This window comes from Mesorhizobium jarvisii, from assembly GCF_003601985.1.
Classification (GTDB): domain Bacteria; phylum Pseudomonadota; class Alphaproteobacteria; order Rhizobiales; family Rhizobiaceae; genus Mesorhizobium; species Mesorhizobium jarvisii.
On sequence record NZ_QZXA01000007.1, the window covers coordinates 204,779 to 225,203 of the forward strand.

Annotated in this window: 27 protein-coding genes and 2 tRNA genes; 8 read left to right on the forward strand and 21 right to left on the reverse strand. The window is 62.9% G+C overall.

Features of this window, described 5'->3' with window-relative positions; genetic code table 11:
* Positions 1-35: 35 nt before the first annotated feature.
* The 6 genes from D3242_RS19190 to D3242_RS19215 form a co-directional block, all read right to left on the reverse strand.
* Positions 36-863 (reverse strand): glycosyltransferase, encoded by an 828-nt coding sequence (locus D3242_RS19190; RefSeq protein ID WP_223217752.1) that lies wholly within the window; start codon positions 861-863, stop codon positions 36-38.
* A gap of 351 nt (positions 864-1,214) precedes the next feature.
* The gene (locus D3242_RS19195) at positions 1,215-2,003 is read right to left on the reverse strand and encodes a GGDEF domain-containing protein (RefSeq protein ID WP_019857376.1); all 789 of its coding nucleotides are present in this window, start codon (positions 2,001-2,003) and stop codon (positions 1,215-1,217) included.
* A gap of 178 nt (positions 2,004-2,181) precedes the next feature.
* A complete protein-coding gene (locus tag D3242_RS19200) occupies positions 2,182-2,403 on the reverse strand; it encodes a hypothetical protein (RefSeq protein ID WP_027046691.1) in 222 nt (73 codons plus the stop codon).
* Positions 2,404-2,577: 174 nt separating this feature from the next.
* Positions 2,578-2,865, reverse strand: coding sequence for a hypothetical protein (locus tag D3242_RS19205; RefSeq protein WP_064984896.1), 288 nt, complete (start codon positions 2,863-2,865; stop codon positions 2,578-2,580).
* Positions 2,866-2,960: 95 nt separating this feature from the next.
* A tRNA-Arg gene (locus tag D3242_RS19210) sits at positions 2,961-3,037 on the reverse strand.
* 46 nt (positions 3,038-3,083) lie between these two features.
* Positions 3,084-3,389: an ETC complex I subunit gene (locus tag D3242_RS19215; RefSeq protein ID WP_015318428.1), complete on the reverse strand. Its 306-nt coding sequence runs from the start codon at positions 3,387-3,389 to the stop codon at positions 3,084-3,086.
* Positions 3,390-3,514: 125 nt separating this feature from the next.
* On the opposite strand from D3242_RS19215, the gene D3242_RS19220 reads away from it, so the two are divergent.
* Positions 3,515-3,591 (forward strand) — tRNA-Pro (locus D3242_RS19220).
* 403 nt (positions 3,592-3,994) lie between these two features.
* Here D3242_RS19220 and hdaA read toward each other — a convergent pair.
* From hdaA to D3242_RS19235, 3 genes are read right to left on the reverse strand one after another with little or no spacing between them, the layout of a single operon-like run.
* Positions 3,995-4,699: a DnaA regulatory inactivator HdaA gene (hdaA, locus tag D3242_RS19225; RefSeq protein WP_019857373.1), complete on the reverse strand. Its 705-nt coding sequence runs from the start codon at positions 4,697-4,699 to the stop codon at positions 3,995-3,997.
* The gene (locus tag D3242_RS19230; protein WP_064984898.1) at positions 4,696-5,904 is read right to left on the reverse strand and encodes an AI-2E family transporter; all 1,209 of its coding nucleotides are present in this window, start codon (positions 5,902-5,904) and stop codon (positions 4,696-4,698) included. Before D3242_RS19230 ends, hdaA begins: the two co-directional genes overlap by 4 nt.
* Complete coding sequence (locus D3242_RS19235) at positions 5,876-6,433, reverse strand: CDP-alcohol phosphatidyltransferase family protein (protein ID WP_019857371.1); 558 nt, start codon at positions 6,431-6,433, stop codon at positions 5,876-5,878. The genes D3242_RS19230 and D3242_RS19235 overlap by 29 nt, the downstream gene beginning before the upstream one ends.
* Before the next feature lie 205 nt (positions 6,434-6,638).
* Between D3242_RS19235 and purM the strand changes: the two genes are divergently transcribed.
* From purM to D3242_RS19255, 4 genes are read left to right on the forward strand one after another with little or no spacing between them, the layout of a single operon-like run.
* The gene (purM, locus tag D3242_RS19240; protein WP_064984899.1) at positions 6,639-7,763 is read left to right on the forward strand and encodes a phosphoribosylformylglycinamidine cyclo-ligase; all 1,125 of its coding nucleotides are present in this window, start codon (positions 6,639-6,641) and stop codon (positions 7,761-7,763) included.
* Positions 7,760-8,473 carry a phosphoribosylglycinamide formyltransferase gene (gene purN, locus D3242_RS19245; RefSeq protein ID WP_064984901.1) on the forward strand — a complete coding sequence of 238 codons (714 nt, stop codon included), beginning with the start codon at positions 7,760-7,762 and terminating at the stop codon, positions 8,471-8,473. The genes purM and purN overlap by 4 nt, the downstream gene beginning before the upstream one ends.
* Positions 8,474-8,485: 12 nt before the next feature.
* Positions 8,486-8,827, forward strand: coding sequence for a hypothetical protein (locus tag D3242_RS19250; protein WP_019857368.1), 342 nt, complete (start codon positions 8,486-8,488; stop codon positions 8,825-8,827).
* The gene (locus D3242_RS19255; protein ID WP_019857367.1) at positions 8,827-9,336 is read left to right on the forward strand and encodes a SixA phosphatase family protein; all 510 of its coding nucleotides are present in this window, start codon (positions 8,827-8,829) and stop codon (positions 9,334-9,336) included. Before D3242_RS19250 ends, D3242_RS19255 begins: the two co-directional genes overlap by 1 nt.
* A gap of 46 nt (positions 9,337-9,382) precedes the next feature.
* On the opposite strand, the gene D3242_RS19260 is transcribed toward D3242_RS19255, so the two are convergent.
* From D3242_RS19260 to D3242_RS19280, 5 genes are all read right to left on the reverse strand, one after another.
* On the reverse strand, positions 9,383-9,622 hold the full coding sequence (locus D3242_RS19260) for a DUF680 domain-containing protein (protein ID WP_064984903.1): 240 nt from the start codon (positions 9,620-9,622) through the stop codon (positions 9,383-9,385).
* Between the two features lie 213 nt (positions 9,623-9,835).
* Positions 9,836-10,069, reverse strand: a complete 234-nt coding sequence (locus D3242_RS19265) for a DUF680 domain-containing protein (protein ID WP_019857365.1) — start codon at positions 10,067-10,069, stop codon at positions 9,836-9,838.
* 385 nt (positions 10,070-10,454) lie between these two features.
* The gene (locus D3242_RS19270) at positions 10,455-10,682 is read right to left on the reverse strand and encodes a DUF680 domain-containing protein (RefSeq protein ID WP_064984904.1); all 228 of its coding nucleotides are present in this window, start codon (positions 10,680-10,682) and stop codon (positions 10,455-10,457) included.
* A 48-nt stretch (positions 10,683-10,730) separates the two neighbouring features.
* Entirely contained in the window at positions 10,731-10,934 is a 204-nt protein-coding gene (locus D3242_RS19275; RefSeq protein ID WP_019857363.1) for a DUF680 domain-containing protein, read from the reverse strand.
* A gap of 46 nt (positions 10,935-10,980) precedes the next feature.
* Positions 10,981-11,184 carry a DUF680 domain-containing protein gene (locus tag D3242_RS19280; protein WP_019857363.1) on the reverse strand — a complete coding sequence of 68 codons (204 nt, stop codon included), beginning with the start codon at positions 11,182-11,184 and terminating at the stop codon, positions 10,981-10,983.
* Between the two features lie 485 nt (positions 11,185-11,669).
* Between D3242_RS19280 and D3242_RS19285 the strand changes: the two genes are divergently transcribed.
* Together D3242_RS19285 and D3242_RS19290 are read left to right on the forward strand one after the other, a co-directional pair.
* Complete coding sequence (locus tag D3242_RS19285; protein WP_019857362.1) at positions 11,670-12,341, forward strand: response regulator; 672 nt, start codon at positions 11,670-11,672, stop codon at positions 12,339-12,341.
* Complete coding sequence (locus D3242_RS19290; RefSeq protein ID WP_064984907.1) at positions 12,328-13,686, forward strand: sensor histidine kinase; 1,359 nt, start codon at positions 12,328-12,330, stop codon at positions 13,684-13,686. The genes D3242_RS19285 and D3242_RS19290 overlap by 14 nt, the downstream gene beginning before the upstream one ends.
* A 13-nt stretch (positions 13,687-13,699) precedes the next feature.
* On the opposite strand, the gene D3242_RS19295 is transcribed toward D3242_RS19290, so the two are convergent.
* From D3242_RS19295 to D3242_RS33560, 6 genes are all read right to left on the reverse strand, one after another.
* Entirely contained in the window at positions 13,700-14,578 is an 879-nt protein-coding gene (locus tag D3242_RS19295; protein ID WP_019857360.1) for an ABC transporter permease, read from the reverse strand.
* Between the two features lie 11 nt (positions 14,579-14,589).
* Positions 14,590-15,399 carry an ABC transporter ATP-binding protein gene (locus tag D3242_RS19300; protein WP_038645810.1) on the reverse strand — a complete coding sequence of 270 codons (810 nt, stop codon included), beginning with the start codon at positions 15,397-15,399 and terminating at the stop codon, positions 14,590-14,592.
* 108 nt (positions 15,400-15,507) lie between these two features.
* Positions 15,508-16,521 (reverse strand): ABC transporter substrate-binding protein, encoded by a 1,014-nt coding sequence (locus D3242_RS19305; protein WP_038645808.1) that lies wholly within the window; start codon positions 16,519-16,521, stop codon positions 15,508-15,510.
* A gap of 204 nt (positions 16,522-16,725) precedes the next feature.
* A complete protein-coding gene (dapB, locus tag D3242_RS19310) occupies positions 16,726-17,502 on the reverse strand; it encodes a 4-hydroxy-tetrahydrodipicolinate reductase (protein WP_064985084.1) in 777 nt (258 codons plus the stop codon).
* Between the two features lie 8 nt (positions 17,503-17,510).
* Positions 17,511-19,604 carry an ATP-dependent helicase gene (locus D3242_RS19315; protein WP_064984909.1) on the reverse strand — a complete coding sequence of 698 codons (2,094 nt, stop codon included), beginning with the start codon at positions 19,602-19,604 and terminating at the stop codon, positions 17,511-17,513.
* Positions 19,605-19,716: 112 nt separating this feature from the next.
* Positions 19,717-19,890 (reverse strand): hypothetical protein, encoded by a 174-nt coding sequence (locus D3242_RS33560; RefSeq protein ID WP_081296140.1) that lies wholly within the window; start codon positions 19,888-19,890, stop codon positions 19,717-19,719.
* Positions 19,891-20,001: 111 nt separating this feature from the next.
* Here D3242_RS33560 and D3242_RS33565 point away from each other — a divergent pair, with 111 nt between their 5' ends.
* Complete coding sequence (locus tag D3242_RS33565) at positions 20,002-20,148, forward strand: hypothetical protein (RefSeq protein ID WP_167470438.1); 147 nt, start codon at positions 20,002-20,004, stop codon at positions 20,146-20,148.
* A 31-nt stretch (positions 20,149-20,179) separates the two neighbouring features.
* On the opposite strand, the gene D3242_RS19320 is transcribed toward D3242_RS33565, so the two are convergent.
* Positions 20,180-20,353, reverse strand: coding sequence for a hypothetical protein (locus tag D3242_RS19320; protein WP_236952089.1), 174 nt, complete (start codon positions 20,351-20,353; stop codon positions 20,180-20,182).
* Positions 20,354-20,425 lie beyond the last annotated feature (72 nt).

Consider the following 20,425-nt stretch of genomic DNA (forward strand, 5'->3'; position numbering starts at 1 on the left):
AACGGAGTGGCTAGCTGTCGCCGCGGGCGGTACCGCTAACGCCGATAGAAATCCAGCCGCTGTTGCAACGCCTGCGGCGAAAACAGTCGCTCGACGGTCTGCCGCGCCTTGTGGCCCACGTCAGTCCGCAGCGCCGGATCGGCCTTGAGCTCGGCCAGGATTTGCGCCGCCTGCTGCGTCGTCTCGAAGAGAAAACCGTTTTCACCATGGTTGATATGGTCGGCATAGCCGCCATGCGAATGGCATACCACGGGTAAACCGCAGGCCATCGCCTCGAACACCACGCGGCCGAATGTCTCCACATGCGAGCCGGTGCGATAGTAGAAGACGTCGAGCGTCGGCAAAAATTGTTCGGCGGCAAACTGGCCCTGCGGCAGGAGTTCGAGTTGCGGATGCGGCGCGAGCCTGCCCTTGAGCGGCATGCCGCCCTGGATCCGCAACGCAACGCCGTCGGCCAGCAATGCCTCGTAGAGCACCACATCGTCGGCATGATGCTTGTCGGCCGTGTCGCGGCTTAGCCGTCCCACCGTGAACGGACCGTCCGGTCTTGCCGGTCGTGGTGAAAAACGCTCGATATCGATCGGCGACGGATGCACGACGCCTTCGACCTGCAGCATGCGCTTCTGGAATTCCGAGATCAGCACCAATTCGGCGCCGGGCCAGCCCAGCAGGCGCGGCATGCCGATCGTCAGCCCGATGATCTTCGGGTGAAAGGTGTTGAAGACATAGATCAGCCGGCGTGGCCGTCGGATCAGGTAAGGCCACCCCTTGTTACGCCAATGCGCACCGAGGAAGACATAGGTGCCGCCGTCCGGCACCTCGCGCCTTGCCGGCGAGACGCGACGAATCGGAAATTGCCGCATCAGTTCACCGGACACGCGCGAAGAGGTTGCCCAAAGACACACCTGCTGGTCGGCGCTCAACAGCCGATATAGGTCCAGGGTTTCGCGCTCGCTGCCGCCAAACGGGTTCTGAAAGCCGTTGAACAAGTGGATCATGATCGCCGCGCTTGCCTGGCCCGGGCCGTCCCGTCACTCGTTGCCGGCACCGAAACAGGTCGTGACCTGCGCCGGCGGCCCGGAAGACCGAGGAGATCAAGAAAGCAGAAATGTCTCTGGCGATGCCCAATACATCACCTTAGCCGGAGGAAGCACACCGGCAAGACGGCGTCAAGGAAGCGGCGACCCCAGCCTTCACGCGCAGCAAGGCTGCGGTCAATGCACCGTGGCGACGCTGGACTGAGAAACCAGGGTGGCTTCCGCCGGGTCGAAACTCACCTGATCGCGGCCATTCGACTTGGCGGCATAGAGCCGTCTGTCAGCGGCGGAAAATATGGCCTCGTAAGTCGTCGGCCCGCTGAAGCTGGTGCCGCCGATGCTGACGGAAAGCGGACAGGCGCGGCCGCCGGGCGAAAAGTCCATTTCACGAATCCGCCGGCGGATGCCTTCGGCAACCAGCCAGGATTGCGAGGGGTCGACACCGGGAAGAAACACGCCAAACTCCTCGCCGCCGATGCGGCCGACGATATCGCTGCCGCGCAACTGTCCCTTGATCGCCTGCGCGATCAACTTGAGCGCCTGGTCGCCACAGTCATGACCGAGGCGGTCGTTGATAGACTTGAAGTGGTCGGCGTCGATGATCAGCAGCGCGCCGGAACGGGTCTGTTCCTGCTTGCGGGTCTCCTCGAGATAGGCCTCGACCAGCATCGAGAAGGCGCCGCGATTCAGCACCGCCGTCAGGCTATCGGTGGCGGCGATGACGCTGAGGTCGCGCTGAGCTATCGCCAGCTGGCGGATCTTCCACATGAGAAAAAACAGAAACGACCCGCCCAGTACCAGGGGCAGCATAAGGTCCGTCATTTGGGCGCGCCAGACGGCCTCGGGCGAGAGATAGGGGAAATTGAAAGAATCGACGAAAAACGCCACGGCGATGAAGAATGCCGTGCCGGCGGCGGTGACAGCGATCACCCTGCCCCAGCTGGTCGGCGACAGGTCGAGCTTCATCCCATTCTACTCCGTTAGCCGTCGCTACTATGACGCACCAACGCAAACAAATTGATAAGACTTTCCCTTCAATTCGAGATCAGGGAGCCGGAGCATGCTCGCCCAATGAACAGCCGTGCTCCGGCGGTGAACGCAAGCCCGCTAACTAAATTTCGCGCGATGCGGGGAATTTATAACGTCAACGATTCGGCGCCGGTCCACTTGCTTCGACAACGAAGGATGCCGCGATCAGGTCGTCGGCATCCAGCTGTAGCGACCCGTCGCCCGGCCCCATGATGGCAGCGACCTTATGGAAGGTCTTCATCTCATGCTCGGAAATTTCGGCATCCTGCATTCTGGCTCTGAGTTGAGCGATACGCCGTCCCAAGGCAGGGGACGTTCCAATTTCACGTTTCGACATGGCCTTGTTTTCTCCTCCCCCAACCCGCGCTTGTTTTGCCCCGCCCGTTCGCCGGCCCACACATTGCGTTTTATGAGGCCCCGCGAATACAAGGCCCCGAACGCCTGATATGGGCTAAGGTTCCAGCCTCGGCGGATCACGAAATAATTCCGGGTCGCCCCACGCAGCTTTGCTCTATTGTCCGGTCGTCAGCACCATGGTCACGGTGGAGCTGCGCGCCTCAACCCGCTCCAGACAACGACCCGGAATGTTCGGCCACCTCGCGGCGGCGCATTCCTTGTCGGTGACGGCAACGGGTTCGCTGCGCTGTACGTCGGCGGCTTGGGTCGCCGTCGATGCGAAAAGAACAGTCTGCGTTATCAGAGCCGAGAAAACGGCAACCTGGAACAGCACGGCGGCGAAGGCGATCTTCTTGAGCATGCGACGAAACGCGCTGGCAAGCGTCGGGTTCCCGCCGGTCATTTCTTACGGCGAGCCTGCACCGTGCCGGCGCGGCAGAAAGCGAACCGACATACCTTTGACAGGAAGGAAATAACCTCGCAAAATCATCGATTTATTGGCGATCCCGACAGGATTCGAACCTGTGACCATCGGCTTAGAAGGCCGGTGCTCTATCCAGCTGAGCTACGGGACCGCTGGCCGGCCGAAGGGGCCGGCTGGATATCTGGCGCTGGCGCCGTTCAATGCGTCCAGGGCGTCCTGCGGTCATAGCGGAAATTCTCCGCATAGGAAATCTGGCGGCGCTTGGTCTCTTTCGGCTCCTCGACACGGAAGGCAAGACCTTCCTTTTCGGCGTAGGCCACGGCCTCTTCGCGGGTGTCGAAGGTCAGCCTGATCTGGCTTCTCATGTCTCCCGACGTCGTATAGCCCATCAGGGGATCGATCTTCTTGCGCATCTCGGGGTCGAACTCCAGCACCCAGTGGCCGGTCTTGGCCTTGCCGGACTGCATCGCGGTTTTGGCTGGGCTGAAAATGCGCGCGGACATGGCCACCTCATGGTTGTGCAAGGCAGCATCGCTGCCCCTTCGCCCGTCATTACTGCGCAATGCGCATGGCGGCAAGGTTTTTGCACTTGCCATGTAACACCGAAATGAATAGGCAACAGACCGTTCGGAGTGTAGCGCAGGCTGGTAGCGCATCTGGTTTGGGACCAGAGGGTCGGGAGTTCGAATCTCTCCACTCCGACCATCTTCTTCGTATCCGCCGCGCCAAGGCGCCGTCGCCCGCCACGAGAGCCGGCAGATTTGTCGTGCCTTTGGTCGGATACACGCTCCAGGCCCCGCCTACGCGACGATACGCGTGCCGGTCCAGTTCTGCCGGATGACCGCCGCCACTCCACCCGACTTCAAGTCTGGAGCGCGCCTCCTATGTCGGTCGTGGATAGATCGAGCCCGGTATACAGGAGCGGCTGGAAGGCAAGCTCGCCGGGCGAGAACCCCAAACTCATTCCCGGCGAGCCTACAACCTGATTTGGAACGCAATCAGGACCGGGGTCAGCCGGCAAACTTTGTGCAGCAAGATAGATGCCAGCTGCTCTGTCCCGAAATGGGACATGCCCAGCGTCTGCTGGTGGTCGAGGCATCGCGATCGGCTAAATCTCGAACTCGCGCTGCCCCTCGTCCATGGCGTTGATCGTTTCAGCGGCGAGCGCGCGGGTGATCGGCATCTTGCGCTCGAGCGCGGTGCGGTCCAGCCGCTCCACTACGCGCATGGCTGTCGCCAGCGAGCGCTCGATGCGCCGCACCAGATATTGCACGACATGCGGTTCGACCTCGACCTGGCGGTCGGCGAACAGTTTGGTGATGACACCGGCCAGCAGCAGGTCGTCGGGCTCGTGGATCTCGACCGTCGCCGCCGCCTTCAGCCGCGAGGCCAGATCGGGCAGCGACACACCCCAGGCCGAGGGAAAACGCCGCGCGGTCAACAGCAGCGTCGAGCCGGCGCCGCGCACCGCATTGATCAGATGGAACAGGCCTTGTTCGTCGACCGCGCCGGCATCGACATCGTCGATCAGCGCCGGCCGGGCGCCGAGACTGGTGATGCTGTCGCCGATGCGCCGGGCGTCGACGGCGACCGCATTGGCGCGCACACGCCAGATGGCGGCCAGATGCGTCTTGCCGGAGCCGGCGGGGCCTGCCAGCACCACCACCGGCGAGGGCCAGTCCGGCCAGCGATCGACCAGTGCCGCCGCCTGGTTGTTGGTGCCGGAGACGACGAGTTCGTCGCGCGAATAGCCAGTGCCGTGGCCGAGATCGAGCGGCAGCTGGCGCGGCGGATCGGTTCGCTGGGCGGTCACTTCGAGCGACGTGGTTGGGTGCGGTGGCCGCCGCCACGATCGGCCGGCAGCGGCGGCGCGGCCTCTGTCGCGTGGCCCTTGTAAAGCGGCGATTCGAGATAGCGGGCGATAGCGAAGCGCACCAGAACGGCGACGGCAGCGGAAGCCGGCACGGCAATCAGCAGACCGACAAAACCGAACAGCGCGCCGAAGGCAAACAGGGCGAACATCAGCCACACCGGATGCAGGCCGACGCTTTTGCCGACCAGCCTGGGCTGCAGGATGTTGCCTTCGATGAACTGGCCGATGAAGAAGACCACGGCGACGGCGACGATCATAGTCCAGTCCGGCCAGAACTGGACGAACGCGACGCCGACGGCCAGCACCAGCCCGGTCAGCGAGCCGACATAGGGGATGAAGGAGATGAGCCCGGCGAACAGGCCGATGAGGATGGCGAAATTCAGCCCGGTCAGCGTCAGGCCGGTGGCATACATGGCGCCTAGCACCAGGCAGAGCGTGCCCTGGCCGCGTACGAAGCCGGCGGTCGCGGTGTTGATGTCGCGCGCAATGGCGCGCACGGTCGCGACATTGTCGCGCGGCACCCAGCTGTCGATGACCGCCACCATGCGGTCCCAGTCGAGCAGCATGTAGAAGGCAACCACAGGCGTCACCACGAACAGGCTGACCACCGAGACCAGCGCCACGCCCGAACTCCAGATCGAGGTGAAGACCGTGGTGAGCAGACCGAAACCCGACGTCAGCAGCGAATTCAGCCCATCGCGCAAGCCATTGGCGTTGACGCCGAATTTCTGCTCGAGCCATTTCGGATCAAAGGAGGTGATCAGGCTCTGCAGCCGGGTCAGGTATTCCGGCAGTTTGCCGGCGAAATCGGCCATCTGCGTCGCCAGGACCGGGATGAGGATGACAAAGGCCAGCACCAGCACGATGAGGAAGGTGATGAGGATGACCACCGTCGCCATGAAACGGGACAGGCCAAGCCGCTGCAGCCGGTCGGCGACCGGATCGAGGAAATAGGCAAGCACCATGCCGGCGACGAAGGGCAGCAGAATGTTGCTGAACATATAGAGGAACAGCGCAAGGGCGGCGACGCCGGCCACCCAGAAGGAGATTTGCCGGCGGAACGCGGAGGCCGCGGCAAGATCGGCAGCCGCGGCCTCGATCACCGCCGCTTCTTCCTCAGATGTCCGGATTGGAGCCTTCGCCATAGCCGCTCATATGCCTCAGCCAAGCCACGAGATAGGCCGCGGCCGAAGCCACGGTCAAGACCCCGGACAGCAATATGAGGGCTGGCCGCAGCGGGTCGAGGTGCATGGCAAAGGCGAGTTCGCCCAGCACGACCGCCGCCAGCACGATCTGGATGGCTGTATTGGCCTTCGACACCAGGAACGGCTTTATCTCGACCGGATGCGCCATCACCGTGGACAACAGGACCGCGCAGACGATCAGCGCATCGCGCGACACCATGGTGACGACCAGCCACAGCGGCAACTGCCCGATGAAGCCCATGACGACGAACACCGAAACCAGAAGCAGCTTGTCGGCCACCGGATCCAGATAGGCGCCGAGTTCGGACTGCTGGTTGAAACGGCGGGCAATGAAGCCGTCGACGCCATCCGAGACGCCGGCGATGACGAAGCCGGCAAAGGCCCAGTCCCAGCGGGCCTGCAGCATGGCCAGCACCACGGCAGGCACCAGGAGAAGGCGCAGGATGGTGATCAGATTGGGGATGGTCAACTCATTGTCCCGCCATGCGCTGTTTGGAGATAGATGAAGGAGATGGAGAGCCGCCACAAGGGACAGTTCGTTCCAGGTGCGAGCGCCAAACCCGATGCCATTCTATCCACGCTTTTGTCAGGTCAAATGGCGCTCGGCTCCGCCGTTATCCTTGCGGACCGAAACCGTTCATGCGAAGAGCCCGCAAACGAGCAGGAAAATTGCGATGAGCAAGCGCGACACAAGCCAGCGCAAAACGGGCCAGCCCAAAACGGGCCAGGCCAAGACGAGCAAGCGCAGGAACGGGCTCACTTATGCCGAGGCCGGCGTCGATATCGATGCCGGCAATCTCATGGTCGAGAAGATCAAGCCGCTGGTGCGTGCCACGCGCCGGCCCGGTGCGGATGGCGAGATCGGCGGTTTCGGCGGGTTGTTCGACCTCAAGGCGGCCGGCTTCACCGATCCGGTGCTGGTCGCCGCCAATGACGGCGTCGGCACCAAGCTCAAGATCGCCATCGATGCCGGCAAGCACGACACGATCGGCATCGACCTCGTCGCCATGTGCGTCAACGACATCGTCGTGCAGGGTGCGGAACCGCTATTCTTCCTCGACTATTTCGCCACCGGCAAGCTCGACCCCGACCAGGGTGCGGCGATCGTCGGCGGCATCGCCGAAGGCTGCCGGCAGGCCGGCTGCGCGCTGATCGGCGGCGAGACGGCGGAAATGCCCGGCATGTATCACGGCAACGACTATGATCTCGCCGGCTTTGCCGTGGGAGCGGCCGAACGCGGCCAGCTTCTCCCCACCGACGACATCGTCGAAGGCGACGTGCTTTTGGGTCTCGCGTCCTCGGGCCTGCATTCGAACGGTTTTTCGCTGGTGCGCCGCATCGTCGCCGCCAGCGGCCTGGCGTGGAGCGATCCGGCGCCGTTCAACGACGAGGCGACGCTGGCCGAGGCGCTGCTCGAACCGACCCGCATCTACGTCAAGTCGATCCTCAAGGCGATCCGCAACACGCATGGCATCAAGGCGCTGGCGCACATCACCGGCGGCGGTTTCCCGGAGAACATTCCGCGCGTGCTGCCCAAGGATTTCTCGGCCGAGCTCGACCTGGAAGCCATAGACGTGCCGGCGGTGTTCTCTTGGCTGGCCAAGAGCGGCGGCGTGGCGCCGGAAGAAATGATGCGCACCTTCAATTGCGGCGTCGGCATGATCCTGGCGGTCGCCTCGGGCCAGGCGGCGCAGGTCGCCGCCGTGCTGCAGGAAGCCGGCGAGACGGTGACGCCGATCGGCCGCATCGTGCCGCGCCGCGATGCCGGCGTCATCTATCGGGGCTCGATCGGCCTATGAGCACGCAGAGAAAACGCACTGTCGTCCTGATATCGGGACGCGGCTCCAACATGACCGCGCTGATCGCGGCGGCCAGCGACCCGGCCTTCCCGGCCGAGATCGTCGGCGTGATTTCCGACAAGGCCGACGCCGCCGGCCTCGGCATCGCCAAGGCGCGCGGCATCGCCACGCAGGTCATTGCCCGCGCCAACCATGGCAGCAAGCAGGCGCATGACGCGGCGATCGACGCCGCACTCACGGCCTTCAATGCCGAGATCGTGGCGCTGGCCGGCTACATGCGCATCCTCTCCTCCGGCTTCGTCCAGAAATGGCAAGGCCGGATGATCAACATCCACCCTGCCCTGCTGCCGGCATTCAAGGGCCTCGACACCCATGCGCGCGCGCTGGCCGCGGGTCTGCGCATCCATGGCTGCACCGTACATTTCGTCACGTCGGAGATGGACGACGGGCCGATCATCGCCCAGGCCGCCGTGCCGGTGATGGTCGGCGACAATGCCGATACGCTGGCTGCCCGTGTGCTGAAGGCCGAGCACCGGCTTTATCCGCTGGCGCTGGGCCTGGTCGCCGAAGGCAAGGCGCGCATGGAGGCCGGGCGCACGGTGCTCGCCCACTTTGCCGACGATGCCGACAACGGCACCTCGGTGGTGATGGCGCCCGATCCGCTGCGCGAGGAAGCCGATCTGGAGCATCTGGCGCGGATTACGCCCTGAGGGCCGAGGCCAATGGGCGTTTTCGACAGTGCGATCCGGACGAGAGGCGACCTGGCCGGCGTTTTCGAATATGACGAGGCGGGAGACCCGCAAAACGCCACCGCATATTTTTACCTCTATCGAGCCCAAGGAGACGAGTCAGGCTCCGTCGTTGATACAATTCACATACGATCGGGCTCTTGGGCCATCAGCGGATCGGATATCGTCGTCCGGTGGGATAAGGATGAGCGGCGCGTCGGGTTGTTTATCTTCGGTGCCCTTGCCGCAGCTTTCGACACTGAAGCCGGCACCAAGCACGGCGGCGGATATGGCAGAGACTTTCATGCCGATATTCCCTGGTCGGGCTCAAAATGATGAAACAGCTACTCCTTCTGCGCCACGCCAAATCGAGCTGGGACGACCCTGCTCTCGATGATGTCGACCGGCCGCTGGCCGAACGCGGGTTGAAGGCGGCCAAATTGATAGGGCGGGAGCTTGCGGCGCGCGACTGGCTGCCGGATCTGGTGCTGGTGTCGTCGGCTCTGCGCACCCGTGATACATGGCGGCTGATCGCCGCGGAACTGCCGGCGTATCCCAAGGTCGTGTTCGCCGAAGCGCTCTACGAGACTTCAGCGGCGGATATTCTAAGCCAGATTCGTAAAGTCGACCCATCAAGCGGCTGCCTGGCGGTGGTCGGCCACAATCCGGGCTTGGAGGATCTGGCGAAACAGCTTGCCGGATCAGGCTCGGAGGCCAAGGCCCACAAGAGGCTCGAGGAAAAGTTCCCCACGGCAGCCATCGCGCGCTTTGTCTTCGACGGCGACTGGTCTGGCTTGTCGGTCGCCCGACTGACGCATTGCCTGCGCCCCAAGGATCTGAGCTAGAAGTCCTGCCGGGCATGCGGCGGGCAAGCCCGCCGCGCCCGAAACCTCAGTTGCCCCAGATACCCTGGCCGGGTTCCGGCCAGTCGGTGGTGGTCTTCATCCTGGTATCGCCCGCCTTGTGCCCGGCCATATCAGTGTTCTTGACCGCGCTGGTGGCGGCGTGATCCACGCCGGCAATCGAGGCAACCGGCTGGTTGGCATTGTCGGAGCCGTAGTGGTCACTGCCGGCAAGGGCGCCGCCGGTCGCAATGAGAATAGCGGCGGCAGCGAGAGCAATCTTGTTCATTTCAATCTCCTGGTTTCTCCGTTAGGCGGCGTCTTGGGAGGACGGTTCCGCTGGGAATAAGACCCGAGGCCATCCGGTTTTATTCCCGGACGCGGAGCTTTCCCTCTGCTGCTCAAACCGATGCCAGCCCGTGCCTGCCCTGCTGCGCAAAAAAACAAGAGCGGCGGGCCGAACCCACCGCTCTTTGTCATCGAGGCCTGCTTGAGCGTTGGCTTAGTTGCCCCAGATCCCCTGGCCGGATTCCGGCTGGACAGAATCAGGCGTCAGCTTGAAGCCGTGATGCTCGACCGGCTTGCGGATCGAGGCCGTGTGGCTGTGGTCGATGTTGCCCGCAGGCGCTGTGATGGCCGGCTGGTTGACGTTGTCCGAGCCATAATGGTCGCTACTGGCAAAGGCGCTGCCCGTGGCAACGAGGATGGCAGCAGCGGTAAGTGCAATCTTGGTCATTTTCTTTACTCCAGTATTCCTAGTTCTGTCCGTCTAGTGGCGTGCCCTTGGGAGGAATTTCGCGTCGCTCGGACAGGCTGGAAGTGGGTTTTTCGTTCGCCGACTTCCAATCACGAAGATGTTCCATCACGCGCGAGATCCGGACCTTGAATTTTGGCCAAGGGTCAGGTGTAAGAAAATTTATTAATAAATATCATATGGTTATCGGAAGGCGCCCGTGCACATTGTGGCGATTTGTCGAGTCGGCGTTGACCGTCCGCTCACGGTTCGTCAACATTATTTGAACCGATCGGTTCGATTTCAGATCGGTACAATCGCATGCATAAAAAACAAGAGCGGCGGGCCAGGCCCACCGCTCTTTGTCGTCTTCCGGGGATTGAAGGAATTAACGGCCCCAGATGCCCTGACCCGACTGAGCCGGGACGTCGGCATTGGCGTCGCCCTGTGCCTTCAAAGACTTCACGATCGAACCGGTATGCGTGGTGTCGATGTTAGAGGACGACTGGCTGACAGCCGGCTGGTTGGCATTGTTGGATCCATAATTGTCGCTGCCGGCAAAAGCGGCGCCCGTGGCGACGAGGATGGCAGCGGCGGTGAGAGCGATCTTGGTCATTTTAAGTACTCCTGAATTGAAGTTCGGGTTGATATCGGCAGTCGCGATTTAGCGGCCGAAGAGGTTGCGGTCGGCGCCCTGCGGAGCCTGGGCCTGGACGGTCGCGGTCGACTTCGAGGTCGAAGCGGTGACCGAATGATCGACAGCGGCGGCGGGCTGGTTGACGTTGTTGGAGCCGTAGTTGTCGCTGCCGGCGAAAGCGGTGCCCGTGGCGACGAGGATGGCGGCGGCGGTAAGAGCGATCTTGGTCATTTTAAGTACTCCTGAATTCAAATTAGGTTGATCTCGGCAGTCGCGATTAGCGGCCGAAGAGGTTGCGGTCAGCGCCCTGCGGAGCCTGGGCCTGGACGGTCGCGGTCGACTTCGAGGTCGAAGCGGTGACCGAATGGTCGACAGCGGCGGCGGGCTGATTGACGTTGTTGGAGCCGTAGTTGTCGCTGCCGGCAAAAGCGGTGCCCGTGGCGACGAGGATGGCGGCGGCGGTGAGAGCGATCTTGGTCATTTTCTTTACTCCAGTATTTATCTGTCCTGTCCGTCTAGTGGCGTGCCCTTGGGAGGATTTTCGCGTCGCTCGGACCACCCCGAAGTAGGGAATGCCTTTTGGGATTACCAGTCGCGTCGACTTTGCAGGATTTGCTTATATTATAGACAATGCATATTGCATTGCAGCAATTTCTGCGCGATTTACGCAATGATTTCAGCTCATTAGGCTCAGCGCCCCCAACCAAAGTGGAGTGTTTTCGGAGGCCATTGTTCACCGTTTGCGGTACAATCTGTCAATCAGAACCGAACCGTTCGGTTCGATTTGCGGGTATGGATTGATAGATTTGAAGCGGCAAGGGTCTGCAGTTATCCCTCGCCAAGACCGCATTTGTCTTGCGTTGAGATCGATACTGTCGCTCATTCAGGAGAGATCAGGGGTGCCGCGGTCATCAAGCCAAGGCGACCCGCTGGAAGGCCGCAAATGGGATCGGGACTGTCATAGATATGCGACTGCTGCTCGTTGAGGACAATCGCGAACTGGCCGACTGGCTGGGCAAGACCTTGCGCCAGGCGAATTATGTAGTCGACATCGTCCATGACGGCGAGGATGTCGAGCACGCGCTGGCGGCGGGCGACCATGCGCTCGTCATCCTCGACCTGGCGCTGCCGCGCATGAGCGGCCTGGAGGTGCTGCGCTTGCTGCGGGCGCGCGGCAACCGGGTGCCGGTGATCGTGCTGACCGCCAATGCCAGCCTCGACGGCAGGGTCAAGGGCCTCAATGAAGGCGCCGACGACTATCTGGCCAAGCCATTCCAGATCGAGGAGCTCGAGGCCCGTATCCGGGCGCAGTTGCGCCGCGCCAATGACCGCACTGCGCCTGTCGTTGCCTGCGGCGATCTCGTCTTCGACACCAACACAAGGCTGTTTTCGCTCGCCGGCGAAGCACTGGCGCTCACCCCCCGCGAGCATGCGGTGCTGGAGCAATTGATGGTGAAGGCCGGGCGCACGGTGAGCAAGGCAGCACTTTCGGCGGCGATCTATGACTTCGAGACCGATGCCGACCCCAGCGCCATCGAGATCTATGTGCATCGCGTGCGCAAGAAGCTCGAAGGGTCGCGGGTCCAGATCGCCACCTTGCGTGGCCTCGGCTATCTCTTGCGACATGAAGATCAATAGCCTCCGCCTGCAATTGTTGGCATGGGTGGTGCTGCCGCTGGCCGGACTCGCCACCATCAATCTGTGGACCAGCCATGGCAGCGCGCTCGCCACCGCTAACCTGGTCACCGACCGAATGCTGCTCGGCTCGGCTCGGACGATCGCCGAGCAGGTCGCCATGACCGACGGTGTGCTCGATGCCACGATACCGCCGGCAGCGATCGAGATGTTCGATACGGGCGACCGCGACAGCGTCTACTACCACGTCAAGACTGCCAGAGGGCGGCTGCTGACCGGCTATCCCAATCTGCCGGAGGCATTGACGCCGTCCAGCACCGAGGCAACCTATCGCGATCACCGGCTGCGGCTGCTTACCTTCAGCCAGGGTGTGGTCGGCGCCGCCGAGGATTCGCCGATATCGGTTACGGTCGGCGTCACCCTTGCCGGACATGACGCGATGGTGCGACGACTCTGGTTTGGCGCCTTTGCCCAGCAGTTGGCGCTGGTGGCTATCGCCGGCCTGTTCGTGCTGCTTGGCCTGCATCGCGGCCTGGCGCCGCTTATCAGGCTGCGCGACGTGGTGCGGTCGCCGAACCGCAGCGACCTCGATCCGATTGAAGTGCGAGGCGCGCAGAGTGAAATCCGGCCGCTGATCGATGCGCTAAACGCCTATATGGCACGTGTGCGGGCACAGATGGCGTCGCAACGCCGCTTCGTCGCCAACGCCGCGCACCAGTTGCGCACGCCGCTGGCGCTGCTGTCGACGCAGGCGAGCTACGCGCTGCGAGAGACCGTCCCCGATGCCCGCCACGAGGCACTGGTGGCCTTGCAGGCAAGCTCCGGCCGCCTGGCACGGCTTGCCGAACAACTGCTGACCTTGTCGAGAGCCGAGCCGGGCAGCCGACGGCCGCGCGCCGACCGTGTCGACCTGACCGAAGCGGCTCGCCAGGTTCTGGAAACCCATGCGCCGATCGCCGTCAGCCGCAACGTCGATCTCGGCCTTGAGGAGGCCGGTCCCGTGCCGGTCATCGGCGACGGCACCATGCTGCGCGAGATGATCGTCAACCTCGTCGACAATGCGCTGCGCTACTCCTCGTCAGGTGGCAGCGTCACTGTGAGGCTGGCGGCCCTCGATGGCGAAGCCGTACTGACGGTCACCGACGACGGGCCTGGCATCCCGGTGGAAGAGCGGGATCACGTGTTCGAGCGCTTCTATCGCATCGCCGGCTCGACCGAGGAAGGCAGCGGGCTGGGGCTCGCCATCGTGCGCGAGGTTATCGAAAACGCCGGCGGCCGCGTCACCCTGCGGGATGGCGCGGCCGGCGGTCTGGTGGTTGACGTGAGGTTGCCGCTGGCAAGCAGCTAGCCCATGTCGCCGCTCATTGCGTCTCATGCAGCGGCTGGGGACGCCATTTCGCCAGGCGATCCTCGACCATGGTCATCAGATATTCGGCGCCGAGCGCCACCACCATGACAATGACGATTGCCGCATACATGCCGGCGGCGTCGAAGGATCCCTTGGCGATATTGATCAGCAGGCCGATGCCATAGCGCGAGCCGACGAATTCGCCGACGATCGCACCGATGATGGCAAAGCCGAAGCTGACATGCAGGCTGGCGAAGATCCAGCTCATCGCCGAAGGGACGATGACCGAGCGCGTCAACTGCCAGTTGGAGGCTCCGAGGATACGGGCATTGGCGATCATTGCCCTGTCGGCCTCCCGCACGCCCTGGAATGCATTGTGGAAGACAACGAAGAAAACCATGACGAAGGCAAGCGCCACTTTCGAAGCGAGGCCAAGGCCGAGGATCATGATGAAGATCGGCGCCAGAACCACGCGGGGGATGGAATTGATCACCTTGATGTAGATGGAGAAAATGTCGGCGGCCATGCGGTTGCGACCGAGCGCGACGCCGATGATGATGCCGGCTACCGAGCCGGTCACGAAGCCAATGACCGACTCCTCCATGGTAACATAGAGATGATACCAGAGCGGCCCCTCGGACGTTCCTTCCGTCGTCCATTCATAGAGCCGCTGCGCGATCGCGCTCGGCATCGCGTAGAAGAACGGATCGATCCACGCCAGGCGTGCGGCAATCTCCCACAGGCCGAGAAAGGCGACCAGGATGGCGACCCGCCAGAATATGACGGTGCGGCGACGGCGCTGCGATGCTTTTGCCGCGGCCGCTTCGATTTCCGCGTCGGAAGTGCCAGGCTTGAATGCCCCTGCCCTGATGTCGATGGCGGCATCTGTCATGGCGTTCCTCCTCAGGCCGCCGCGCGTGCATAGCTGGTCTCGACCTCTTCCTTGAGGTCGGCCCAGATGGTGCGCGAGTAATCGATGAAGCTTTGTTCGTAGCGGATGTCGGCGACGACGCGCGGGCGCGGCAGGTCGATCGTGTAGACCGACTTCACGGTGGCCGGCCCGGCGGTCAGGACATAGACCTTGTCGGCCAAGGCAATCGCCTCTTCCAGGTCATGGGTTACGAAGACCACGGAAGCCTTTGCTTCGGACCAAAGGCGCAGCAACTCCTCATGCATCAGCACGCGGGTCTGCACGTCAAGCGCCGAAAACGGCTCGTCCATGAGCAGGATCTCCGGACCGTTTATGAAAGTCTGCGCCAGCGCCACGCGCTTGCGCATACCGCCCGAAAGCTGGTGCGGATAATGCTGCTCGAATCGCGACAGGCCGACGCGCGCTAGCCAGTCTCGCGCCGCGGCCATGGCTTCGGACTTGGCCTTGCCGCGAAAGAGCGGACCAGCCATCACGTTGTCGATCACGGTTCGCCACGGAAACAGGGCATCGCTTTGGAAAACAAAGCCGATGCGCGGGTCTATCCCTTTGACCGGCGCGCCCATGACACGAACCTCGCCAGCACTTGGGCTTGCCAGTCCGGTCACCAAGTTGAGGGTGGTAGATTTTCCGCAGCCGGTGGGGCCGACAACGGCGACGAATTCGCCGCGCTGTACGGTCATGGTGAAGTCGCGCAGTGCCGTCAGCGATTTGCCGGTGGGTGAAAGGAAACGCCGACTGACGTTGATCAGCTCGATCGCCGGTGCATTTTTTTCAATAGCCATGGTGGAACTCCTGGATAAGAGCAGACGCCCGCCGTCGGCCCCAAGGCCGCCGGACGTGAAAAACTGACGGGTGCCGGCGCGATGGCTTCATCGCGCCGGCACGGCCTGCTACTTGGCGTTCTTGACGAATTCCGAGGTGTAGGTCTTGGCAAGGTCGATCTGCTTGCCCTGCAGTTCCTTCTTGAAGGCTGAAAGAACCGTCAGCACTGTCTCAGGTCCACCCTCGGGCATGATCCCGTCGGGGGTGAACATCGCCTTGCCGGCATCGAGGGCCTTCACATAGCCTTCCTTGTCGCCGACATAATAGTCCTTCGGCATCTTGTCGGCGATCTCGGCGCCGCTATGCGAATTGATGAACTTCTGCGTCTTGACGAAAGCGTTGGCCAGCTTCTGCACGATGTCCTTGTGCGCTTCGACCCAATCTGTCTGCATATAGAGGGAGGCGGCCGGGTAGGTGCCGCCGAGCGCGGCCTTGGTGCCTTCCATCGTGCGCATGTCGATAAGGACTTTGGCCTCACCAGTCTTCAGCAGCCGCGTGATCGTCGGTTCGGTCGTCATGCCCGCCTGGATCTTGTCCTGCTGCATGGCGGCAATGAAGGTGTTGCCGGCGCCGACCGGAACCGAAGTGAATTCGCCGAGCTTCAAGCCGTTCTTGACGGCAAGATATTCGGTAAGAAAATTCGTCGATGAGCCTAGACCGGTCACGCCCAGGCTCATGCCCTTGAAGTCGGCGGGCGACTTGATCTCGGGATGCTTGGTCGAAACGAGCTCGACCTCGCCCGGCGCCTGGCTGAACTGGACGATGGATTCGACGAATTTGCCCTTGGCCTGCAGATCGATGCAGTGATCATAAAAGCCGACAACTCCTTGCACGGCACCGGCAAGCATCTCGTTTTCGGCGTCGACCCCGGCCGGCTCATTCAGCAACTCGACGTCGAGACCCTCGTCCTTGAAATAGCCCAGTGCTTCGGTCAGTTTGGCTGGCAGGTAAATCTGCTTCTCGTAGCCGCCGACCATGATGGAAACTTTGTCGGCGGCGTGTACGGACGGCGCTGACAAGGCCATGGCGGCGACGAGTGCGGTTGTGGCGGCTGAATCAAGCAGAATTCGCGCGAGCGACATGGCCTCTTCCCTTTGTTCGTTTCCCGCGCCCCTCTCTCTCCCATCGCTTTTGCGCGACAATATGGGGGCGCCGGACAAGAGTTATGGCACCAACCTTTCATCCAGCTTTCAGGGTAAAGCCGAAAATGACGGCAAAGCTTACGGATCAGTAGGCCGTGGCCAGCAGGCCGTCGCGGCGTCGTGAAAATGCCCGCCGTGCCAAGTTCAGCGGTCAAACCCAAGCACGTCGCGCATATCATATTCGCCGGGCGAGCGTCCCGACACCCAAAGTGCCGCGGCGATGGCGCCACGGGCGAACATGGTGCGGTCGCCGGCAGCGTGCGACAAGGTAACAAGCTCGCCTTCGGCACAGAAGCTGACGCTGTGTTCGCCGATGATGCTGCCGCCGCGAACCACCGCAAAACCGATCTCGCCGGCCGGCCGCGCGCCGGTGACGCCGTCGCGGACGCGCCTTGCGACCGCGTCCAGGTCGACGCGGCGTCCACCGGCGACGGCCTGTCCCAGCATCAGTGCGGTGCCCGACGGCGCATCGATCTTGTGGCGATGATGCGCCTCGAAAATTTCGGCATCCCAATTTTCGGGGGCAAGTGCCCTCGCCGCCCGCTCGACCAGTCCGACCAGCATGTTCAGTCCAAGCGAAAAACTGCCGGAGCGGACGATGGGAATCGTTTTCGCGGCATCGGCTATATCAGCCAGTTCGCCCGCATCGAAACCGGTCGAACCGATCACCAGGGCCGGTCCGCCCCAATTTGCGCAAACCCTCGCCAGATCGGCGGAGGCGGCGGGCGTGGTGAAATCGATCACCACATCGGTCATGGCAAGCGCCTCGTCGCGGCTCGCCAGCCCATCGCCGACACTGCTTGGGCGATGGAAGCGGGCAGCAAGCGCGAGCCGCGGATCGGCCTGCACGGCCTCCGCCATCTGCCGCCCCATGCGGCCCAGCGCGCCGGCGATGGCGATCCGGATCGGCGGTTGCACCATGATCTCGGCTATTTCCACATGCCGCGCATGCGCGCGCCGATGTCGACGCGCACCTCCGGCCGGGGCGCCCTGCCCTGTGCCGCCTGTGCGCTCGGCCACGACATCTGCTGGAACGCTCCAAGGATCGAGGCGGGGATGAAGCGGGTGCGTGAGGCGTAGAGGTGACGGTCGCCGCGCGCGGCCTGGCCATGGGGAAAGAAGCGCTGCGGCATGACCAGGTTGAGGCTGTCCTTGGCCCGCGTCATCGCCACATAGAGCAGCCGGCGCTCCTCCTCGATATCCTCCTTGGTGCCGACGCCGAGATCGGCCGGAATGCAGCCATCGACGGTGTTGAGCACGAAGACGTTCTTCCACTCCTGGCCCTTGGCCGAGTGGATGGTCGAAAGGATCAGATAGTCCTCGTCGCGATGCGGCGGCCCCGCCTGGTCGCTGGTCGCGTCCGGCGGATCGAGCGTGAGTTCGGTCAGGAAGCGTTCGCGCGAGGCGTAGCCAGAGCCGATCTGCTCGAGCTGCAACAGGTCGGCGCGGCGTGTGACGGCATCCTCATGGATGCGTTCCAGATGTGGCTCGTACCAGAGCCTGACCTGTTCGAGATCGGCCGGCCATTTGGCGCCGGCCCGCAGGCCGGAATAGAGCGAGACGAAACCCGGCCAGTCATCTGCAGCGCGTTGCGGCGGCCGCCAGCCGGCCAGCCCCATCGCCTCGTCCAGAGCCGATGTCATCGTCTCGACAATCTGCGCAGCAGCCGAAGGGCCAATGCCCGGCATCAGTTGCAGGACGCGAAAGCCGGCGACGCGGTCGCGCGGGTTTTCGGCAAAACGCAGCACCGCCAGCACATCCTTGACATGGGCGGCATCGAGGAATTTCAGGCCGCCGAACTTGACGAAGGGAATGTTGCGCCGCGTCAGCTCGATCTCCAGCGGCCCGCTGTGATGCGAGGCGCGAAACAGCACTGCCTGCGATTTCAGCGCCGTGCCAGCTTCTCGTTCGGCCAGAATGGTATCGCAGACGAAGTTGGCCTGCTCGACCTCGTCGCGGACGCTCACCAGCCTTGGCTTGTCGGTGGATTTGCGCTCCGACCAAAGGTTCTTGGTGAAGCGCTCCGAGGCCTCGCCGATCACCGCATTGGCGGCGGCCAGAATGGTTTCTGTCGAGCGGTAATTGCGCTCCAGCATCACCACATCGGCGGCCTGCGCGAACTGTTTTGGAAAATCGAGGATGTTGCGCACCTCGGCGGCGCGGAACGAATAGATCGACTGCGCATCGTCGCCGACCACCGTCAGCCCGGCGCCGTCGGGTTTCAGCGCCATCAGGATCGAGGCCTGCAGCCGGTTGGTGTCCTGGTATTCGTCGACCAGAACGTGGTCGAAACGCCCGCCCAGATGCGCCGCTATTTCCGGCTCGGCCGCCATCTGCGCCCAGTAGAGCAGCAGATCGTCGTAATCGAGCACGTTCTGCGCCTGCTTGGCCTCGACATAGCCGGCGAACAGTTGCTTGAGCTGATCGGCCCAACCGGCGCACCAGGGGAAAGCAGAACCCAGCACTTCGCCGAGCGGCGCCTGCGCGTTGACGGCGCGCGAATAGATGGCAAGGCAGGTGCCCTTGGTTGGGAAACGCGCCTCCGTTTTCGAGAAGCCAAGTTCGTGGCGCACGAGGTTCATCAGGTCGGCGGAATCCTCGCGATCATGGATGGTGAAGGCCGGGTCGAGGCCGATCTCCAGCGCATAGTCGCGCAACAGCCGGGCGCCGATGCCGTGAAAAGTGCCTGCCCAGGTCAGCGCATCGGTGATGACCGCGGCGTCGCGGCCGAGCACCTCGCCAGCGATGCGCTCGACGCGCTTGGCCATTTCGGACGCGGCGCGCCGCGAAAAGGTCATCAGCAGGATACGGCGCGGGTCGGCACCCCTGACGATCAGATGGGCGACGCGATGCGCTAGCGTGTTGGTCTTGCCCGAGCCGGCGCCGGCAATGACCAGCAAGGGCCCGGCGATCTTGCCGTCGCCATGCTCGACGGCCTGGCGCTGGGCGTCGTTCAGCCGCGCGAGATAGGCGGGCTGGGGAGTCGGTTCCAAAAATGTCGAATCATGGGCGGCGAGGTTCATCGCCCATCAAGCATCGTTTCCGCTTTGTTCGCAACATGCAAGCGGCGCGACGGACCCTTGATTTTGATGCAATTCCCAACGCAAAGCGCTGTGCGCTTTTCCTGGAATTGCCCTACCGCCGGGGATCGACACCCATGGCCGCCGATTGGCGGCGCAGAACGTCGCGGTCACTTCTCGACGCGGGCAGCAACAGGGGATCGATGTCGCCGGGCACGTCATCGATCATCTTTCGCGCGAGGCGATAGGCGAGAAAGGCGAATGTACCTGCTAGAAGCAAACGGATCATGCCGCGGTTCTCCTCTGATGAGAGTCAACCGGAAACATGACGGTTTGTTCCATCACGCGAAGTTCGCAACCAAACCGATGGCGCGTCGTTGAAAGGGTGGAGGCGACAGCGATGAAGAAGCTAGGATTAGCCCTCATTCTGGTGGTTTTGGCTGTCTCGGCCTGCGACAACAAATTGCCACCGACCAAGGCCCCTGGTGCCGAACAAAGCTCTCACGCCAGCGATCCTGTCATGGACACGGAGACTGTCAGCAACTGAGATAGTTCCGGTGCAATGAGGACCGCAAACCTCAATGCATTGCAGCGATGCATTCTTCAAGCAGCTCAAGGCGGAACTTGGCATTGCGCAGTTCGTGGCCGGCGTCCTGCTGCAACTGACGGCCTCGGGCCGGCGATGCCACTGTGAGGTTTCTTTCCAGTTCGGCGATGCGCGCACGCACCTGCCGCGCCTCGTCCTGACGCAACGCCTTTATCCAGCTCCGCCCGCGCATCCGTCTTCCCGCAACAGCCCAAATACCGGCGCCTTCCATGCCATA

Bases quoted from the DNA above. Each gene is read 5' to 3' on its own strand.
- dapB (WP_064985084.1), bottom strand. From the start codon at position 17,502: ATGGTGCAACCGCCGATCCGGATCGCCATCGCCGGCGCGCTGGGCCGC.
- D3242_RS19195 (WP_019857376.1), bottom strand. From the start codon at position 2,003: ATGAAGCTCGACCTGTCGCCGACCAGCTGGGGCAGGGTGATCGCTGTC.
- D3242_RS33565 (WP_167470438.1), top strand. From the start codon at position 20,002: ATGAAGAAGCTAGGATTAGCCCTCATTCTGGTGGTTTTGGCTGTCTCG.
- D3242_RS19205 (WP_064984896.1), bottom strand. From the start codon at position 2,865: ATGACCGGCGGGAACCCGACGCTTGCCAGCGCGTTTCGTCGCATGCTC.
- D3242_RS19305 (WP_038645808.1), bottom strand. From the start codon at position 16,521: ATGTCGCTCGCGCGAATTCTGCTTGATTCAGCCGCCACAACCGCACTC.
- D3242_RS19265 (WP_019857365.1), bottom strand. From the start codon at position 10,069: ATGACCAAGATTGCACTTACCGCTGCTGCCATCCTCGTTGCCACGGGC.
- D3242_RS19190 (WP_223217752.1), bottom strand. From the start codon at position 863: ATGCGGCAATTTCCGATTCGTCGCGTCTCGCCGGCAAGGCGCGAGGTG.
- D3242_RS19230 (WP_064984898.1), bottom strand. From the start codon at position 5,904: ATGGCGAAGGCTCCAATCCGGACATCTGAGGAAGAAGCGGCGGTGATC.
- D3242_RS19250 (WP_019857368.1), top strand. From the start codon at position 8,486: ATGGGCGTTTTCGACAGTGCGATCCGGACGAGAGGCGACCTGGCCGGC.
- D3242_RS19300 (WP_038645810.1), bottom strand. From the start codon at position 15,399: ATGGCTATTGAAAAAAATGCACCGGCGATCGAGCTGATCAACGTCAGT.
- D3242_RS33560 (WP_081296140.1), bottom strand. From the start codon at position 19,890: ATGATCCGTTTGCTTCTAGCAGGTACATTCGCCTTTCTCGCCTATCGC.
- purN (WP_064984901.1), top strand. From the start codon at position 7,760: ATGAGCACGCAGAGAAAACGCACTGTCGTCCTGATATCGGGACGCGGC.
- D3242_RS19270 (WP_064984904.1), bottom strand. From the start codon at position 10,682: ATGACCAAGATCGCTCTCACCGCCGCTGCCATCCTCGTCGCCACGGGC.
- D3242_RS19295 (WP_019857360.1), bottom strand. From the start codon at position 14,578: ATGACAGATGCCGCCATCGACATCAGGGCAGGGGCATTCAAGCCTGGC.
- D3242_RS19215 (WP_015318428.1), bottom strand. From the start codon at position 3,389: ATGTCCGCGCGCATTTTCAGCCCAGCCAAAACCGCGATGCAGTCCGGC.
- D3242_RS19315 (WP_064984909.1), bottom strand. From the start codon at position 19,604: ATGAACCTCGCCGCCCATGATTCGACATTTTTGGAACCGACTCCCCAG.
- D3242_RS19260 (WP_064984903.1), bottom strand. From the start codon at position 9,622: ATGAACAAGATTGCTCTCGCTGCCGCCGCTATTCTCATTGCGACCGGC.
- D3242_RS19200 (WP_027046691.1), bottom strand. From the start codon at position 2,403: ATGTCGAAACGTGAAATTGGAACGTCCCCTGCCTTGGGACGGCGTATC.
- D3242_RS19275 (WP_019857363.1), bottom strand. From the start codon at position 10,934: ATGACCAAGATCGCTCTTACCGCCGCCGCCATCCTCGTCGCCACGGGC.
- D3242_RS19255 (WP_019857367.1), top strand. From the start codon at position 8,827: ATGAAACAGCTACTCCTTCTGCGCCACGCCAAATCGAGCTGGGACGAC.
- D3242_RS19285 (WP_019857362.1), top strand. From the start codon at position 11,670: ATGCGACTGCTGCTCGTTGAGGACAATCGCGAACTGGCCGACTGGCTG.
- D3242_RS19290 (WP_064984907.1), top strand. From the start codon at position 12,328: ATGAAGATCAATAGCCTCCGCCTGCAATTGTTGGCATGGGTGGTGCTG.
- purM (WP_064984899.1), top strand. From the start codon at position 6,639: ATGAGCAAGCGCGACACAAGCCAGCGCAAAACGGGCCAGCCCAAAACG.
- D3242_RS19280 (WP_019857363.1), bottom strand. From the start codon at position 11,184: ATGACCAAGATCGCTCTCACCGCCGCCGCCATCCTCGTCGCCACGGGC.